The organism is Acinetobacter sp. WU_MDCI_Abxd143 (assembly GCF_025514195.1).
Lineage (GTDB): Bacteria > Pseudomonadota > Gammaproteobacteria > Pseudomonadales > Moraxellaceae > Acinetobacter > Acinetobacter pittii_H.
In genome coordinates this window covers 369,780-386,940 of record NZ_JAHPTH010000003.1, presented here as the reverse complement: position 1 = coordinate 386,940, position 17,161 = coordinate 369,780, and the positions used below count along the sequence as shown (strand labels likewise).

The following is a 17,161-nucleotide window of genomic DNA, read 5'->3' as shown; positions in this document are numbered from 1 at the left end:
TATTCATCGGAAGAAAGTAGCTAATTCTGTTACTTTTTTGGAAAAAGTAACCAAAAAACTTTGTCATCTACAGAACCTGTTCACTGTTTCCATCTATCAAAAAATATTGCAAAAACATTATCTTTATAAATTATGGGCAGGCTGTAGATGACTCTTAGCTCGAGCCGAAGGCTAACCTAGAAATCTAATTTAAAATAATAAGACTCCGCCGTGATAACCACTTTGAGTTGTCCGAACTATTGATGACTTTTAATTCGAGCTAAAACCATCTGCAACCTGTGTGGTATTAAATAGTTTATGTTTCTGCGAGATATTGATTAGATATAAGAATAGGACAGGTTTTGTAGATGAAAATGCTTTTGCTTACTTTGGGCGAAACCAAAGTAAGTCTAGCCGAAGGCTAATTCAGAAATCGAATTTAAAATAATAAGACTTCGCTGTGATAGTCACTTTGACCTTTTCATACGGTATATAAAGTTTAGCTCAAGCAATTTCAGTAAATAATTTATAAAAAAGACCGCTCAAAAGCAGTCTTTTCTAGTCTAGAAATAGATTTAATTGCTACGCCTATTACGCGTCAGTTGATGTAACACCGAAACCAATAAATCAATTTCTTCAGTTGTGTTATAAAAAGCCAAAGACAGACGCACGGTCTGTTCTACACCAAAACGACGTAAAATTGGCTGTGCACAGTGATGGCCAGAACGTACGGCAATACCATGTTGATTTAAAGCTTTGCCCACTTGTTCAGTTGAATAGCCTTGTAAGGTAAAGGACATCACACTGGCTTTGTGATGTGCGGTTCCGATCAAACGTAAACCTGACACACTACTCAGCGCATTTTGACCATATTCGAGTAAATCATGTTCATAGCGAGCAATGTTATGAATGCCTAGACTTTCAACATATTCAAGTGCAGCACCTAAACCAACAGCATCGGCAATGTTTCCAGTTCCAGCTTCAAACTTGTTTGGTGCAGGTTGGTAAACTACCTGTTCGAAGGCCACATCCTGAATCATGTTACCGCCGCCTTCCCATACAGGCATGCTTTCTAGCAACTCTGGTTTGGCATATACCGCACCAATGCCCGTCGGCCCAAACACTTTATGTCCAGAAAACACAAAAAAGTCTGCATCGAGAGCTTGTACATTGGTAGGGATGTGCGAAACAGATTGAGCACCGTCAACTAAAACGCGTACACCTTTGGCATGGGCAATTTTAATGACTTCAGCAACAGGTGTGACTGTGCCTAAAGCATTCGAAACTTGAGTAATTGACAGCAGTTTAGTACGTTCATTAATCAGTTTTGGTAACTCTTCTAAAATAATCTGGCCCGTGTCATCAACAGGAATGACTCTTAATTTTGCTCCAGTTTTTTTAGTGAGTTGATACCAAGGCACAATATTGGCATGGTGTTCTAAGTGAGAAACAATAATTTCATCACCTTCGCCAATATTTTGCTCACCCCATGTGTTTGCAATCAGGTTAATGCCTTCGGTTGTTCCTCGAACAAAGATAATTTCTTTAGAAGAGGGTGCACCAATAAATCGGGCAACTACATTTCTTGCATGCTCATAGGCATCTGTTGCACGAGCCGCTAACTCATGGGCAGCACGGTGAATATTTGAGTTTTCATGCTGATAAAAATAAGCAATTCGATCAATCACGCGCTGCGGTTTTTGTGTAGTGGCTGCATTATCAAACCAGACCAAAGGTCGACCGTTGACGCGTTCCTGTAAAATTGGAAAATCGCGACGTATGGCATGCACATCGAGTGGTTGAGCACTACTTGCTACAAAAGTAGGTTGCGACGGTTGATAGTGACTATAACTTTGTCCACTTTGAGGCAAGTCTAAAAAGTAAAATGCAGAGCTTGCTGAACTTTGGGGAGGCGTGTTCGTTGCAAAACGATCTTCCGTCAGTAAGGACTTTAGCTGGTCACCATGTGGCAACTGAAAAGACTGCGCAACCGAATAATTATCTTCAACACCTTTAACAGACGGTTCGGCTGCATTGGGAGCAGAAAAATCATTTAAAAAATAATAAGGTGACTCACCTGTACCAGTGGGTAAGTTTGGTTCAATGCGTGGCACATTAGGTTCACTATGAGCACCTTGTGGCAAATGTGGTTCAAATGGTGGGCGTGGCAAATTAGCTCCACCAACCACAGGCGCAGACGCTACAATTCGGCGTTCAGGGTAGTCTGGCAAATTTGGAATATGCTCAGGAAATTCCGGATTGAGACTTTTCTGAAAGGCGATATTGGGCGCACGACCACTGAGAGCAGAGAATGGTTCACCTGGTTGTGGTGGGTGCGGTGGCGCTCCGACAGGTAAGTCCAAGTTAAGGCCCGATGGAGAAGCTGAACTGCCTGAGCTTGGTAATGCTGAAAAAAACTCATTAGCAAGTCGAGCAATGGTGGACTCATCAGGGAAGTTGGCTGGTGGGTTAACACCAGTCACTTCAGGCCCCGTTGGACTACCTTGCAGATTACTTGTAGTTAACTGGGTAGTCATGATATTTGTCCACCTCCACATCATCTAATACTGCCAACGCATCATCAGTGAGTACTGCAAGTGAGCAATATAACGAGATTAGATACGACGCAATCGCGTTACGGTTGATTCCCATAAAGCGTACTGAAAGCCCTGGTGACTGTTCACCAGCAAGACCTGGTTGGAATAAACCAACAATCCCTTGACGCTTTTCACCTACACGAAGCAACAAGATTTTAGTTTTGCCATCTTCTACAGGAATTTTATTTGATGGAATGAGTGGAATTCCGCGCCATGTAATGAATTGCGAACCAAATAAGCTAACCGTTGGAGGTGGCACACCACGGCGTGTACATTCACGTCCAAATGCTGCAATCGCATCAGGGTGTGCTAGGAAAAATCCCGGTTCTTTCCAGACTTTACGTAGCAAATCATCAAGATCATCAGGAGTAGGTGGGCCATTTAAAGTCGAAATACGTTGGTCATCTGTCACACTTGCTAGTAAACCGTATTCAGGGTTATTGATAAGCTCACTTTCTTGACGTTCTTTAATGGTTTCAATGGTTAAGCGAAGCTGTTCTTTAATTTGGTCATGTGGGCTGCTGTAAAGGTCGGCAACACGTGTATGCACATCTAAAACAGTAGATACACCATTTAAAAAGTATTCACGTGGCTCTGGGTCATAATCAACAAAAGTTTGTGGCAAAGTTGCTTCATCACGTTGTGTACAAGCCACCTGAATATCATCGGTATTATTTACACGGTTTAGGCGATAAATACCTGCTTCAACAGGAAGCCATTGCAGTAAGTGAGTCAGCCATCTGGGAGTAATCGTGGAAAGTTGGGGAGCTGTCTTGGTCGCATTAGCCAGTTGACGCGCTGCGTGGTCCCCAAGTGCAAGTTGGGCTTTGTCTGTATTTTTCGCCATGAATCATTTTTCCTTATTACATTGGCTTTTTGAAAATAAAAATTCTAGGATGTATATAAACTAGAATTAGTTCTGGTTTTAAAATTAAAATCGCGTTATAAATTTTTTAAATGCTGAGCTTATTAATGCGTTATCTATTTTCTAAATAAAAATATATTTAAACTAGAAATAAGCATTTTATTAATACATAAGTCTTTTGTTTATTCATCTCCTTATCTATTTATTTCACATCTATAGTTTTTAACTGGCAATATGATTTTTTTGATAAGACTCATTCGGTGACTGTAAAATCTGACTACCTGCAGTAACACTATGGGTTAGCCAAACATTTCCCCCAATAATTGACCCTCGGCCAATGGTAATACGACCTAAAATAGTGGCGCCTGCATAAATCACGACATCATCTTCAACAATCGGATGGCGTGTATAGTCTTTTTTCAAAGCACCATCATCATTGGTTTCAAAGCGTTTTGCTCCAAGAGTCACGGCCTGATAAATACGAACGCGTTCCCCAATCACGCAAGTCTCACCAATCACCACACCCGTACCATGATCAATGAAAAATCCTTTACCAATTTGCGCACCCGGATGAATATCAATACCCGTAGCAGAATGGGCCAATTCCGAAATAATGCGTGACAATAAAGGCACTTGAGCATAGAGCTGATGCGCAATTCGGTGATAAATAATCGCAAATATGCCCGGATAGCAGAGTAATACTTCATCTACACTATGTGCTGCCGGATCACCTTCATAAGCCGCTCGCACATCGCCGTCTAAAAGACGTCGTATAGATGGCAAAGTGTTGGCAAAATCCTGCACAATAGTTTGAGCAAGTTCGTCTGGCTGTTGGACTGTGTTCGAATGACTCAAATGACGTTTTGCTTCATAATTTAAAGCCAGTTGTACTTGAGCATGTAAGGCTGTGAGTACCCGATTTAAAGTATAGGCAATATAAGAATCTTCAGTTTCTTGACGTAAGTCAGCAGGGCCTAAACGCATTGGAAATAAAATCCCGCACAGGTCATCTAAAATGGCTTTTAAAGCTTCTTTAGATGGAAGTTCACGGCCCCCAAATTCTTTTGTTCTGTGCTGTTGCTGACGCCAGTCATGCCTTGCTTGTTGTAAACCTTGTACAACCGCATTAATGTTCCATTGAGTCACAAGCTTTCCTTGATTCACTGATAATTGATTGAAGTATTAGTCTTGTTGCCAAGGAAGTTGATGGATGCGCCAGCCATTTTTCTGATTACGCTGTTGCTGATCATTTAGATCGCCTTCGAAGCCTTCAAGAACGTTATAAATGTGCTCAAACCCTGCATTAAATGCGGCTTCGGCAGCTTGTGCTGAACGGTTGCCACTACGGCATAGCAAAAGAATGGTTTTGTCTTTGCCAGCTTTTGATTCAAGTTCTTTTAAAAAGCGTGGATTACGGTTAAATGACGTGCCTGTTGCCCAAGCAACATGAACACTTTCAGGGACATAACCCACAAATTTGCGTTCTTCATGGGTGCGCACATCAACTAAAACAGCTTCTCCTTGTTGTACGAGTTGCCATGCTTCAACAGGTGATAAACTGCCACTAAAATTTAGTTCGTGTTCTTGTGCATATTGCTGTGCTTTAGCAAGAATATCTTCGGCTGAAAAGGACGTATTTGAACCATTTGAGATAAAACTTTGCGGAGTATCAGTATTTAATTTAGCGTTCATTGAATATATCCTTATCTTTGATTCAGATTGTTAAGGTTCAATTTACGCGGTTTTAAATATAAGCAAAAATAAGGAATATCTATTTATATATATTATTTTGATAAATAAGAGCGATGAATATTTTATATAAATTAGTATTAGTTAATTTTATAAAGTTATTAAAATAAAATAGATTTAAGAAATTTTATTATTTAGTAAAAAACCGTACAAATTAAAATAATTCGCACGGTTTTTAAAATTAAGCAAATCCACCATTTACACGAATGACTTGAGAGTTTACCCAGCGCCCATCTGGACCAGCCAGCATGGCAACTACGCCAGCAATTTCGTCAGGTGTCCCGATTCGTTCCAATGGAGCAAGTTTTGCAATAGCTGCCACTTGCTCTTCAGTTTTTCCATTGTAAAAAAGGTCAGTGCCTGTCGGGCCAGGCGCAACAGCATTTACAGTGATATTGCGTCCACGTAACTCATTTGCTAACACATGTACCAAACCTTCGACACCTGCTTTTGAAGCAATATAAGGACCATATGCCGGAAAAGATTTGGCAATTACACTGGTTGAAAGCGCAATAATCCGACCACCATCTGGCACAGTTTCGGCCGCATGCGCCAATATTAAAAACGCACCACGTAAATTGGTATGAATCACTTTGTCGAAATCTGGCAGGCTTTCAGGTGTAATTTTTGCCATAGGCATAATACCAGCACTATGAACTACAACATCTATTCGACCGTTAATGGCCTTTGCTTCTTGAAACAAACGGCTCACCTCATGTTCATTTGCAACGTCCGCTTGAATAGCTGAGGCTTGACCACCTTGCTCAATAATATGTTCTACAGTGGCTTGGGCATGCACTTTATTGTCAGCATAGTTAACAACCACATAAAAACCATTTTGGGCTAAACGTTCTGCGATAGCACGGCCAATACCACGTGATGCACCAGTAACCAGAGCTGTTTTTCTTGAAATATTCATTTTTAGATTGCCTATTTGAGTAGGTATGGCTTATTTTAATAATATAGAAATATGGGATAAATCATCAGAATTGGATATGATAATTCCATATAAATTAATAATGGGTAGGGTTAAAAGCGAACACTATGGATAAATTTGATACCTTGCAACTTTTTACCCGCATTGTAGAACTGGGTAGTTTTAGTCAGGCAGCCGATCAGCTAAATATCCCACGTGCTACTGCAAGTAATGCCATTAAGGAGTTAGAGAATAACTTACAGTGCCGTTTGCTAGAGAGGACGACTCGGCATGTAAGGCCATCACTAGATGGACAAGCATTTTATGAGCGTTGTACACAAATATTATCGGAACTCGATGATGCCGAATCGTCTTTACGCAATGTAATTGCACAGCCCCGTGGTTTATTACGTGTCGATTTATCAGGCGCACATGCAACTAAAATTGTTTTACCCAATATCGACCAATTTCACGAGTTGTATCCCGACATTGAACTGGTAATTAGTACGGGAGATCGCTTGGTTGATCTGATTAGAGAAGGGATAGACTGTGTAGTGAGAGCGGGGCGTTTAGATGATTCCACTTTAATTGCTAGGCATTTGGTCGATATGCCACAAGTCATTTGTGCAAGTCCTAACTATTTAAATAAACATGGAACGCCAAAGCAACCAGAAGATTTGTTATCACACTATTGTGTTAATTTCTTCTCGACAACAGGCGGGCGAAATTATCCATTTGAATTGATGGTGAACGGTAAAAAACAAGATTATTTTTTAAAAAGCTGGATCGCGGTAAATGATGCTGAAAACTATGTATTATCTGCTTTACGTGGGGCAGGTTTAATTCAGGTCCCGCGCTATCATGTGGCGAATGAGTTAAAAGACGGGCAACTGGTTGAGGTTTTATCTGAATGGGAAATCCCGAAGATGTCAGTTTCTGCTTTATATCCGCAGCATCGGCAGCTCTCGCCACGCGTACGGGTTTTTGTCGCTTGGCTGAGTGAGTTATATACAGGCTATTTTTCAAAATAACGATAGCGTAAACGTATAGGTAGAATGCTCTCTAGCACATATAAAATTTTGGTGAATATGTGATTGAATTACCCAATGCAAATGATTGGATTGTTAGGAATTCTGACCCGAATAGCCTAGAACGAATTGAAGCCTTTTTTACCGATCATGCTTATGAGTCACATCGCCATGATACTTTTGCAATTGGTCGAACATTAATAGGTGTTCAAAGTTTTCATTACCGCGGAGAGATGAAACATAGCTTGCCGGGTATTACGATGGTTTTACATCCTGATGAAAAACATGATGGAGAGTCAGGTACGCGAGATGGTTTTAGATATCGGATGGTGTATGTAGAACCTGCAACCCTACAGGAAATAATGAAGGGTAAGCCTTTACCATTTTTTGAAAATGGCTTGAGTCAGGATCCTCGGTTATTTAAGGCAACTGATGTTTTATTACAGGGGATGGACCAGCGTATTGATCCTTTAGAAAAACAAGATGCTTTATATGATCTGGCAACCACACTTTACGAAATTTCTGGTAATAATCAGCGAACCTCACATTCTTATGACTATATTGCAGCGGAGCGTGCTAGAGAATTTATACATGCCTCTTTATATGAAAATATTTCTTTAGCTGATATTGAAAAAAATGTGGGACGAGACCGCTGGAGTCTTTCGCGCGATTTTCGACTACTGTTTGGTACAAGTCCACATCGATATATGACTATGCGCAGACTGGAAGTTGTGAAGTCCTGTTTGATGTATGGAGAGTCCTTAACTCAAGCTTCATTGATTGCAGGATTTTTTGAACAAAGCCATATGACACGACATTTTCTAAAAGCATTTGTATTGACTCCAGCCAGATGGCGGATGATCAATAAGCTCTTCTTAAACAAGTGATTTAAAAGCCAGCCTGTTTAGGCTGACATAGACTTTATCTTAAATTAGGTTCATGCCTTTCAAAAAATCATAAAGCATAAATATGCCAGAGATGATTAGCATCAATCCCATGGCTTGGTTTATACGATTAAACCAATTTTTATTTTTAATTTTTTTACCTAACACTGCACCTGCCCAAGAGTAAAGGCAGGGCGCGCTAGCTGCTCCAATTGAAATGAGCAATGACACTAAGAAGATTTGAATACCAATGATATGTGCGGTGGGGTACATAATGGTTGTAACAGGCAAAATCACTAAAATCCCTTTGGGATTTAAGACTTGTATCCAAAAACCGTTCCAGAAAGATAAAGTCTGTACTCCAGTGGTTTCATCACGAATATCGATATCTGACTTTAACATTTGATATGAAAGATAAAACGTATAAAGTGCACCAAACAACGCAATATAGTGCAAGGCATTTTGTGGAATGATCGCGGTCCCGATATATCCAAAAATCATGAATAACATCAGCATTGCACAACCGACACCCATAAAAAAATAAATTGTTCTTTTGAATTGCCCGGTTAGCCCAGCGTTTAGTCCCATAAAATTTACTGGACCGGGGCTATACATCACACTCAAGGTATAAAAAAAGATTTCCATAACGTATCTACTGAAACAAAAAACAACCCAGCATAGTGACTCGTAAATTTAGGGTCTTGTACGTTTGTGATGGCTCCTGCACAAACGTACAAGACGAGAAAAATCTGAATGAGTCATGATGAGCGGCCTAAAATAAATGATTCAGGAAAGAGATTTATGTTTGATACAAAAATTGCGCTGATTGTCCGTAATGATCTTGCGACGTGGCAGAGATTAAATGTGGTGGCTTTTTTGGCAACGGGGATTGCCTCTGCTGCACCTGAAATGTTGGGGAAACCTTATATCGATGCAAATGGCTATGAGTATGGCAACATGCTAGGGCAACCGATGTTGGTATTTGAGGGGGATTTATCTGGTCTACAAAAAACACATCGCAAAGGAATAGAGCAAGATTTAACGATAATTCCCTATGTACATGCCATGTTTTCTACAGGCAATGATGAGGATAATCGAGCTGTATTTTTGACCGAAGATGCGAATCAATTAAATTTGGTCGGAGTAGCGTTAAGAGGACCTAAAAAGGCAGTTGATAAGGCAATTAAGGGACTTTCTTTGCATCAATAAGATTTTTATTGGAAGAATGATAAAACCCACTTTTTGAGCAAAAGTGGGTTTTATTTAAAAATAATAATTAAACTTTATCTTGAGTCTTGGTCTCAAAATCGCTGGCATCATGGCGTTCATGCAACTGTGTAGCTAAGTCACCAAAAGTACGGTTGACCATACGGCCACGTTGTACCGCAGGACGCTCTAAAATCGCATCTGCCCAACGTTGAATATTTTTATATTGATCGACACCTAAAAACTCCGCGCCGTTATATACCCAGTTTTTAACAAGACCGCCATACCAAGGGAATGCTGCAATATCAGCGATGCTATATTCAGAACCAGCCAAATATTCGTTTTTTGCTAGATGCTTATCTAACACATCAAGTAAACGTTTCGTTTCCAAGGCAAAGCGGTTAATTGCATATTCAATTTTAACGGGTGCATAAGCATAAAAATGCCCAAAACCACCACCTAAGTAGGGCGCGCTGCCCATTTGCCAGAATAACCAATTGAGACATTCAGTACGTGCAGCAATATCAGTTGGAATGAAAGCTTTAAACTTTTCAGCCAAATAAAGCAAAATTGAGCCAGATTCAAACACTCTTAATGGTGGGTTTTGGCTATGGTCAACTAACGCTGGAATTTTAGAGTTTGGATTAATTTCTACAAAGCCACTACCAAATTGCTGTCCTTCACCGATTTTAATCAGCCATGCATCATATTCAGCATCTTGATGACCTAATGCTAAAAGCTCTTCTAGCAAAATAGTGACTTTTTGACCATTAGGTGTTGCTAAAGAATAGAGCTGAAGCGGATGTTTTCCTACTGGAAGTGTATGCTCGTAACGCGCACCTGAGGTAGGTTGGTTTAAATCGGTTTTCTCTCCAGTCCATTGCCAAACTTGTGGAGGAATATAGTTTGAATCACTCATTTTTTATCTCATGTTTGGTGTAAATATAAGGGATTATTTATGCCGCAAGGCAAGCCATTTTTGTACGGTCGGTCGTTGCCATTGCTGTAATGCATAGTTTTTTAAACGCTGTGGTACAGCATCACCATTTTGAATAAGGCGTTGCAACATTAGGGCAAGTTCAGCATCCACAATGCTCCATGAGCCAAAAAGAAATTCGGCATCAGACGCAAGAAGTTTTTCTGCAACAAAGAAAAGTTTATCGGCTGCTTTTTTGCCTTCTTCTGAAAGTGGAGTGGACTTGGGCTGAATAAAAATAACATCGGTTGGTCGTTCAGTTCTTAATGCCACCAAGTCTGATCTGAGCCATGCTTGAATTTGTCGTGCTCTTGCACGCGCTTGAATATCTTTTGGATAAATAGCTGTGTCTGGATGAAGCTCTTCAAGATATTCCAAAATGGTGGAGGATTCTGATAAGGCAAAATCGTTATGTTCGAGTACAGGCACTTTGGCAGTTAATGACTTTTCTACATAAGATTTTTCAAACTGGCCTTGCTGGCCTAAGTTGATAGTTGCTATTTCAAATGGAATTTGTTTTTCGTGTAGTCCTACAAAAACTGTAAACGCATAGGGGCTTAGAAATTGTGAATCTGTGTACAGCTTAAAATGTTCATTATTCATTGTTATTGTCCATGTCATAAAACAATCGGATCTAGTCTAAGTGAGCTGATCCAAGATTGGGTAGCTTTTTTGTGGAAAAGCTTTATCGGTTTTTGAATTAAGTCATTTCAGTGTTCAACGTTAGGGCTTAATGTGTTGAAAATGCTGACGAACAATACTAAGCCATGCCTGTACCGCTGGTGAGACAGGAAGATTTTTTTTCCAAGCCATCACTAAGTGCCACTGAATATTTGGTTTTTCGAGCGGTACTGCTGCAAATAAAGTAGGGTCAAGCATGTCTGTATAATATTGCGGGAGAAGCGCAATCCCCATACGTTGTAACACCATGTCTGCCAAAAGGTGCCATTGGCTGGTCCGGCAAGCAATAGTTGGGTAAAAACCATGCTGCTTACAGGCATCGAGAATAATACTGTTTAAAGAGAAATTTTCAGGAAACATTAAAAATGATTGGTGTTGTAACTCTTCTAGATTTATTTTTTTACGGGTTGCCCAAGTCGCATCACGACGTAAAAGTACCATTAAAGGGTAGTTACATAGCTCAATGCTATTAAAGATTTGCTCATCAAAAGGCTGCAATAAAACGCCAACGTCCAACTCATTGTTAAGCAAAGCTTGCTCAATACCGCGTGAACCAACCTCCATAAAAGCCAATTCAATATCTGGTAATTGCTGATGATAATCAAACAGGGCAGTCGTTAAGAGCTGCGAGCCTAAAGGCGGAACGCCAAGTTTTAAAGTCCCAGTTTTTAATTGTTGGTAGTTTTCAATTTCAAGAAAGATGTTCTGTTCTGCCTGAAGAAGCTCAATCGCATGTTGATAAATGCGCTCTCCAATTTCAGTTAACTCGATTTGTCTTTTACGGCCATGATCGGGTTTAACCAAAAGCTGTACCTGAAGTTGCTCTTCAAGCTGCTGTAATATTTTACTAATAGTGGGTTGAGTCAGATACAACTCTTCAGCAGTACGTGTAAAGCTTTTAGTTTTTACCAGCGTAACGAAGCACTGTAGTGATTTTAAAGAAAGCATAGTAAAGAATAAATTATTCCATTTTAGAATAATATTAACATGAATAATTCATATTTAGCAGCTTTAACCAAGATAGCATAATGGTGTAGTTAACCATCTAATTTCGCAAAATGAGTACTGAATCTGCTTCTGGAACAACCACACAACCTTCACTTTTAGTTTTAGTTAAACAAATTTTGATTTTGGCTGGATTTTGGTGGGTCGGATATCTATTACATCAAAAACTTGGTGTACCTGTCTCAGCAGGCATTTTAGGTATGTTTTTATTGCTTTTATGCCTGTTCTTTAAAATTATCAAAATGGATCAGGTGGCAATGGGAGCAACCGTGGTTTTGGGTGAGCTATTACTGTTTTTCGTGCCCGTTGTGGTCGCTGTAGTGCAGTATAAAACCTTGTTTATGACCGAAGGTTGGCAAATTGTTCTGAGCATTGCGGTTGGGACCATTTCGGTCATGCTAAGTACATGTCTGACGATTCACTATTACAATCGTTTGAAAGCTTATTTACAGGCTCGAAAACGTCTTCAACATAAGCATATCTAAAGAGCAAACGACATGAATATCTGGTCAATTCTTTGTCTCATCTGGACTTTGGTCGCTTATGTTGTGGCAAAGCGAATCTATCAAAAACATCCAAAACTTTGGTTATCACCCGCAATTAGTGTGCCTGTACTTACCATCATTTTGATGACGATTTTTGGAATTTCATACCAAACTTATTCAGAAGATACCCAGTGGATTGTTAATTTATTAGGTCCTGCAACGGTAGCTTTCGCTATACCGATTTATCGCTATCGGGAAACGATTCGTAAAAACCTTGGGGTCCTTTCGATTGCAATTATTGTGGGGATGAGTGTTGGTGTGATGTCAGCCTATGAAATGGCACAGTGGTTCCACTTTAGCCCTGAAGTCACCAATAGTTTGATGGCCCGTTCTATTTCAACACCATTTGCCATGATTTTAGCGGAAGATATTCACGGTTCGGCAGCATTGGTTTCTTTATTTACCGTCATTACGGGTTTGGTCGGTATGATTTGTGGTGATGCAATTTTAGCGATTACTAAAATCCGTTCTAATGTGGCAAATGGGGCAGCCTTCGGCAATGCAGCGCATGGTTTTGGTACAGTCAGAGCACAGCAGCGCAATAGTGAAGAAGGTGTAATTGCCAGTTTGACCATGGTTATTGCTGGTATTTTAATGGTACTGATTGGACCATTTGCGATTCATCTATGGTTGCTGTTGTAGGCTTTGTCTAAGTCGGCTTGTCATGTTGTTGAATAATCTTTGATAGTTTTTTGATAGCTTGTTGCATCAGTTCAGGTTCAAAATCGCCTAAGCCAACAATTAACCCCGAACGTTGTTGCTCTATTGAAAATGTCGGTGAAATTGCTTTAATGGCAATGCCTGCATCGACTGCTGAGCTTGCAACTTCAATGTCATTAATATGATGAGCAAGCCATAACACCATATGCATGCCTTGATCGCCCGGCTGTAACCAAGCCAGTTCTTGAGGTATGTATTTTTCAATCAAGCCAATAATGTATTCACGGACTTCTGCGTAAACATTTCGAGTACGGCGAATATGTCGCTCTAAATAGCCTTCTTGAATAAAAGCAGCCAAAACATACTGGTCGGCAGCAGGCGGGTGCCGATCAATTAAGACTCTAAGCCCACAAAATGGCGCCACCAATTCTTTAGGTAACACTGCATAGCCAAGTCTAAGTGACGGAAATAAGACTTTACTGAAAGTCCCAAGATAAATGACTTGGTCGGGTGCCATGCCTTGTAAGGATGGGAAGGGCTGACCGTTATAACGGAGTTCACTGTCATAGTCATCTTCAATGATCCATGCATTTTGCTGTTTTGCCCAAGCTAATAAAGCTGTACGCCTTGCTAGACTCATTGGCATACCAAGTGGATATTGGTGAGACGGTGTCACAAAAGCAGCACGTGCATGTTTAGAAAGTTTAATTCCGGTTTCAACTTGAATACCTTCTTCATCAACAGGAACACGCACCATCCGAATGTTTTGTACAGCATGTTCAAAAATGGCTGTTGTACCGCGATAAGCTGGTTCTTCAATCCAAACTTCATCTTTTGCTTCAAATAAAATCTGGCTACAAATATAAAGTGACTGTTGAATGCCAGGTGTAATCACAATTTGTTCAGGTTCGCAGTGGACAGAACGTGAGCGTCGTACATAGTCTGCTATAGCAATTCTTAGTGATAACACCCCTTGAGGTTCACCATAACCTGATGGAGCACTTGCACCCCGAGATCTAAATTTATTACCAAATTTACGCCAGATATCACTTGGTTGAGTACGACCGACGGGGACAGATACCGCAAAAGGAACATGAGGAAGTGGCTTAAATTCATCAAGCACTTTGGCATAAGAACGTGCCGATTTGGTCAACGATATCGAGTTAGGTTTATTTTCTTTTGATGAGTGTTGTATTACAGATGTTTTAACCAAAGCATGAGACACATAAGTGCCAGTTCGTGGTTGAGAGTCAAACACACCTTCAGCTAAAAGCTGATCATAAGCTTCAATAATGGTTCCTCGTGCGACCTCAAGTGTTTGAGCCAGTTCACGAGAAGAAGGCAATGGATCGCCTGGCTGTAAATCACCACTTTGTACAGCTTCGCGTAAAGCTTGAGTCAGTTGAGCACTTATCTTTCCTTGGCTTTTATCAATCTTTGCAATCGACGGAAGTTCTACAACTTTTGCCATTCTTGCCATAATTCTGGTCTACTTAAAAAAATACATAGTGGTTCTTTTTAATAAACCACATAAACCAGAAAATTTACAACACAAAATATAAATAGCCCTGATATTTACAGCGAGGTTTTTAGCCATGTATATCCCTGATGATTTTGCAGAAAACTGTTTGGATGTATTGCATTCTCTTATTGCAGACTATCCATTTGGGGTGCTTTTTACGCATGGTAGTAATGGCTTAGATGTAAACCATCTTCCATTCGAATTACAGGCAAGCGAAGGGGAATTGGGTGTACTACGTGCGCATGTGTCTAGAGTTAATCCAGTCTGGCAGGACATTAAAAATGGAGATGAGGTGTTGGTCGTTTTTCAAGCAGGCGATGCTTATATTTCACCAAACTGGTATCCATCTAAACATGAACAGCACAGACAAGTACCCACATGGAACTATAGGGTTGTGCATGCTTATGGAAAAGTGACGATTCGAGATGATGAACGCTATGTTCGTGGTGTAGTGGCTCGTTTAACCCGTACTCATGAAGCATCTCAACCTGAACCATGGAAAATGTCCGATGCACCAAAAGACTATCTTGAACCGATGTTAAAAGCCATTGTGGGCATAGAAATTGAAATTACTAAGCTGCAAGGAAAATCAAAACTTGGGCAAAACAAAGAACGCCAGGACATTTTAGGCGCGGCAGATGGCCTATCGAAATCTGGTCATCAAACTATAGCGAATGCCATGTACAGTGTGGCTGAGTTAAATAAATAATTTTGAAAATATAAAAGCTTAATATCAATTGAGGAGATAAAGATGTCTTGGACTACACCTGTTGAGTTATTGGGTGAACACGTTATTTTAAAGCCGCTAGATGTAACTCAAGCTGAAGCGCTCAAAGAGGCCGTTTGCGATGGGGAACTCTATAATCTTTGGTATACCCGTGTGCCAAGACCTGAACAGATGACTGCTGAAATTGAAAGACGTCTTGATTTGCAAAAATCCGGCTCTATGTTGCCATTTTATATTGAAGACCGAAAAACGGGGCGAGCGCTGGGCATGACAACTTTAATGCATATTGAAGAAGCCCATCGCCGTGTAGAAATTGGCTCAACATGGTATCGAAAGTCTGCACAACGTACGCCTGTAAATACTGAATGTAAAAAGCTATTGTTGGCTCATGCATTTGAGACTTTAAACTGTATTGCGGTTGAGTTACGCACATCTTCTTTAAATGTTCAAAGTCAAGCCGCGATTGTACGCTTGGGTGCAAAGCTAGACGGTGTGCTAAGAAGCCATCAAATTGTGAAAGATGATATTTTGCGGGACACTCACGTTTACAGTATTTTAAAACATGAGTGGCCTGCGGTCCGTCAAAATCTAGAATGGCTATTGAGCAAACCGCGTTAAAAAGAATTTAAACAACCTGCTTTTCTCTTTTTTGGCTTAGCCAGAAGAGAGAAGCTGCGGCAATCACCAACCATGGTATTAAAGCCATATTCATTGCTTTCCAGCCGAATAAATCCAGTAAAGCACCTGCACTAAACGAACAAATCAAACCGACAACAAAAACGGTCATATCGTTAATGGCTTGGGCCTTGGCTTTTTCAGCCAAGGAATAGGTTCCTGTGAGTAAAGAAGTACTGCCAATAAATAAAAAGTTCCATCCCACACCTAATAAAATGAGCGAGATAGCAAAAGATGCGAACTGAATACCTGAGAGAGCAAATCCGATATAGCAGACAAATAATAAAATACCTGCAAACATGATTTTAAGCACACCAAAGCGAGCAATTAAGTTTCCAGTAAAAAATGAAGGCAGAAACATACCAAGCACATGTAGCTGAATGACTGTCGTAATTGATCCAAGTTCATGGTGTGAATGTCGCATGGCAATGGGTGTTGCGGTCATACCTAAAATCATAATGCCATAACCTGTGACTGCACCAAACAGAGCAACTAGATAGGTAGGCTGAAAGAAAATCTGTTGCCACGGACGACCAGCAGTAAAGTCAGACTTTTGCTCAACTGTATCAGCTATATGTAAGCTAGATAAAATGCCCATTGCCACAAGTGAGATGATACTAATAATTAAAAATGAACCGATATATTCTAAATGCTGGAATAAGGGTCCACCAAAACGGGCTAAAGTCGGACCAATCAGTGCTGCAACAATTCCACCTGCCATCACCCAAGAAATAGCGCGTGAGCGGAACGCATCATTTGCCACTTCACTGGCAGCAAAACGGTAAAACTGAGCAAAGGATTGATAGGCCCCGACACATAGCGTACCCAGAGCCAGAAGCATGAGTGAGCTATAAAAAATACCAATTGATGCAATAATGCCGCCGAGCACACCTAAGAAAGCGCCAAATAGAAAACCGTTACGTCGTCCTACACGTGCCATGAGCATTGATGCAGGGAACATCATTAAAGCCGTACCCAAAAACATAGATGCGATGGGCAGCGTTGCAAGTGTTGGGGTATTTGCAATATTTGCCCCAGCCAAGCCACCAATGGTCATGACCATGACAGAAACGGTTTGGAAAAGGGATTGGGAACTCGCCAAAATTAATACTTGGCGGTGCATGGTATTTTGAAGCATAAAGAGCC

Annotated in this window: 18 protein-coding genes and 1 pseudogene; 8 read left to right on the top strand and 11 right to left on the bottom strand. The window is 40.5% G+C overall.

Annotation, left to right across the window (positions count from 1 at the left end):
• Positions 1 to 37 precede the first annotated feature (37 nt).
• Positions 38 to 158 (top strand): annotated as a pseudogene (locus KTI79_RS09895) (hypothetical protein).
• A 396-nt stretch (positions 159 to 554) separates the two neighbouring features.
• On the opposite strand, the gene KTI79_RS09890 reads toward KTI79_RS09895, so the two are convergent.
• The 5 genes from KTI79_RS09890 to KTI79_RS09870 form a co-directional block, all read right to left on the bottom strand.
• The gene (locus KTI79_RS09890; protein ID WP_086376101.1) at positions 555 to 2,516 is read right to left on the bottom strand and encodes a family 2A encapsulin nanocompartment cargo protein cysteine desulfurase; all 1,962 of its coding nucleotides are present in this window, start codon (positions 2,514 to 2,516) and stop codon (positions 555 to 557) included.
• On the bottom strand, positions 2,491 to 3,423 hold the full coding sequence (locus tag KTI79_RS09885) for a family 2A encapsulin nanocompartment shell protein (RefSeq protein WP_001107602.1): 933 nt from the start codon (positions 3,421 to 3,423) through the stop codon (positions 2,491 to 2,493). Before KTI79_RS09885 ends, KTI79_RS09890 begins: the two co-directional genes overlap by 26 nt.
• 240 nt (positions 3,424 to 3,663) lie before the next feature.
• The gene (gene epsC, locus KTI79_RS09880; RefSeq protein WP_079284149.1) at positions 3,664 to 4,605 is read right to left on the bottom strand and encodes a serine O-acetyltransferase EpsC; all 942 of its coding nucleotides are present in this window, start codon (positions 4,603 to 4,605) and stop codon (positions 3,664 to 3,666) included.
• A gap of 18 nt (positions 4,606 to 4,623) precedes the next feature.
• Entirely contained in the window at positions 4,624 to 5,133 is a 510-nt protein-coding gene (locus tag KTI79_RS09875; protein ID WP_032053657.1) for a rhodanese-like domain-containing protein, read from the bottom strand.
• Between the two features lie 238 nt (positions 5,134 to 5,371).
• Positions 5,372 to 6,109, bottom strand: coding sequence for an SDR family oxidoreductase (locus tag KTI79_RS09870; RefSeq protein ID WP_032053658.1), 738 nt, complete (start codon positions 6,107 to 6,109; stop codon positions 5,372 to 5,374).
• 125 nt (positions 6,110 to 6,234) lie between these two features.
• Between KTI79_RS09870 and KTI79_RS09865 the strand changes: the two genes are divergently transcribed.
• Positions 6,235 to 7,137: a LysR family transcriptional regulator gene (locus KTI79_RS09865; RefSeq protein ID WP_032053659.1), complete on the top strand. Its 903-nt coding sequence runs from the start codon at positions 6,235 to 6,237 to the stop codon at positions 7,135 to 7,137.
• Positions 7,138 to 7,196: 59 nt separating this feature from the next.
• Complete coding sequence (locus tag KTI79_RS09860) at positions 7,197 to 8,021, top strand: AraC family transcriptional regulator (RefSeq protein ID WP_086376100.1); 825 nt, start codon at positions 7,197 to 7,199, stop codon at positions 8,019 to 8,021.
• Between the two features lie 39 nt (positions 8,022 to 8,060).
• On the opposite strand, the gene KTI79_RS09855 is transcribed toward KTI79_RS09860, so the two are convergent.
• Positions 8,061 to 8,663 carry a LysE family translocator gene (locus tag KTI79_RS09855; RefSeq protein WP_032053661.1) on the bottom strand — a complete coding sequence of 201 codons (603 nt, stop codon included), beginning with the start codon at positions 8,661 to 8,663 and terminating at the stop codon, positions 8,061 to 8,063.
• Positions 8,664 to 8,819: 156 nt separating this feature from the next.
• On the opposite strand from KTI79_RS09855, the gene KTI79_RS09850 reads away from it, so the two are divergent.
• Positions 8,820 to 9,227, top strand: a complete 408-nt coding sequence (locus KTI79_RS09850) for a DUF2000 domain-containing protein (protein WP_032053662.1) — start codon at positions 8,820 to 8,822, stop codon at positions 9,225 to 9,227.
• Between the two features lie 67 nt (positions 9,228 to 9,294).
• On the opposite strand, the gene yghU is transcribed toward KTI79_RS09850, so the two are convergent.
• From yghU to KTI79_RS09835, 3 genes are all read right to left on the bottom strand, one after another.
• Positions 9,295 to 10,143, bottom strand: coding sequence for a glutathione-dependent disulfide-bond oxidoreductase (gene yghU, locus KTI79_RS09845; RefSeq protein ID WP_032053663.1), 849 nt, complete (start codon positions 10,141 to 10,143; stop codon positions 9,295 to 9,297).
• A 33-nt stretch (positions 10,144 to 10,176) separates the two neighbouring features.
• Positions 10,177 to 10,803: a glutathione transferase gene (yfcF, locus tag KTI79_RS09840; RefSeq protein WP_032053664.1), complete on the bottom strand. Its 627-nt coding sequence runs from the start codon at positions 10,801 to 10,803 to the stop codon at positions 10,177 to 10,179.
• Positions 10,804 to 10,923: 120 nt separating this feature from the next.
• Positions 10,924 to 11,829, bottom strand: a complete 906-nt coding sequence (locus tag KTI79_RS09835) for a LysR family transcriptional regulator (RefSeq protein WP_032003421.1) — start codon at positions 11,827 to 11,829, stop codon at positions 10,924 to 10,926.
• Between the two features lie 110 nt (positions 11,830 to 11,939).
• Here KTI79_RS09835 and KTI79_RS09830 point away from each other — a divergent pair, with 110 nt between their 5' ends.
• Together KTI79_RS09830 and KTI79_RS09825 are read left to right on the top strand one after the other, a co-directional pair.
• On the top strand, positions 11,940 to 12,371 hold the full coding sequence (locus tag KTI79_RS09830; protein WP_032053667.1) for a CidA/LrgA family protein: 432 nt from the start codon (positions 11,940 to 11,942) through the stop codon (positions 12,369 to 12,371).
• Positions 12,372 to 12,383: 12 nt separating this feature from the next.
• Entirely contained in the window at positions 12,384 to 13,073 is a 690-nt protein-coding gene (locus KTI79_RS09825; RefSeq protein ID WP_001028712.1) for an LrgB family protein, read from the top strand.
• A 7-nt stretch (positions 13,074 to 13,080) separates the two neighbouring features.
• Here the strand turns inward: KTI79_RS09825 and KTI79_RS09820 are convergent, their stop codons facing one another.
• Entirely contained in the window at positions 13,081 to 14,571 is a 1,491-nt protein-coding gene (locus KTI79_RS09820; RefSeq protein ID WP_086376099.1) for a PLP-dependent aminotransferase family protein, read from the bottom strand.
• Positions 14,572 to 14,686: 115 nt separating this feature from the next.
• Between KTI79_RS09820 and KTI79_RS09815 the strand changes: the two genes are divergently transcribed.
• Positions 14,687 to 15,322, top strand: coding sequence for an FMN-binding negative transcriptional regulator (locus KTI79_RS09815; RefSeq protein ID WP_032053669.1), 636 nt, complete (start codon positions 14,687 to 14,689; stop codon positions 15,320 to 15,322).
• Between the two features lie 42 nt (positions 15,323 to 15,364).
• Positions 15,365 to 15,958 carry a GNAT family N-acetyltransferase gene (locus KTI79_RS09810; protein ID WP_032053670.1) on the top strand — a complete coding sequence of 198 codons (594 nt, stop codon included), beginning with the start codon at positions 15,365 to 15,367 and terminating at the stop codon, positions 15,956 to 15,958.
• A gap of 7 nt (positions 15,959 to 15,965) precedes the next feature.
• On the opposite strand, the gene KTI79_RS09805 is transcribed toward KTI79_RS09810, so the two are convergent.
• Positions 15,966 to 17,153: an MFS transporter gene (locus KTI79_RS09805; protein WP_086376098.1), complete on the bottom strand. Its 1,188-nt coding sequence runs from the start codon at positions 17,151 to 17,153 to the stop codon at positions 15,966 to 15,968.
• Between the last annotated feature and the right edge of the window lie 8 nt (positions 17,154 to 17,161).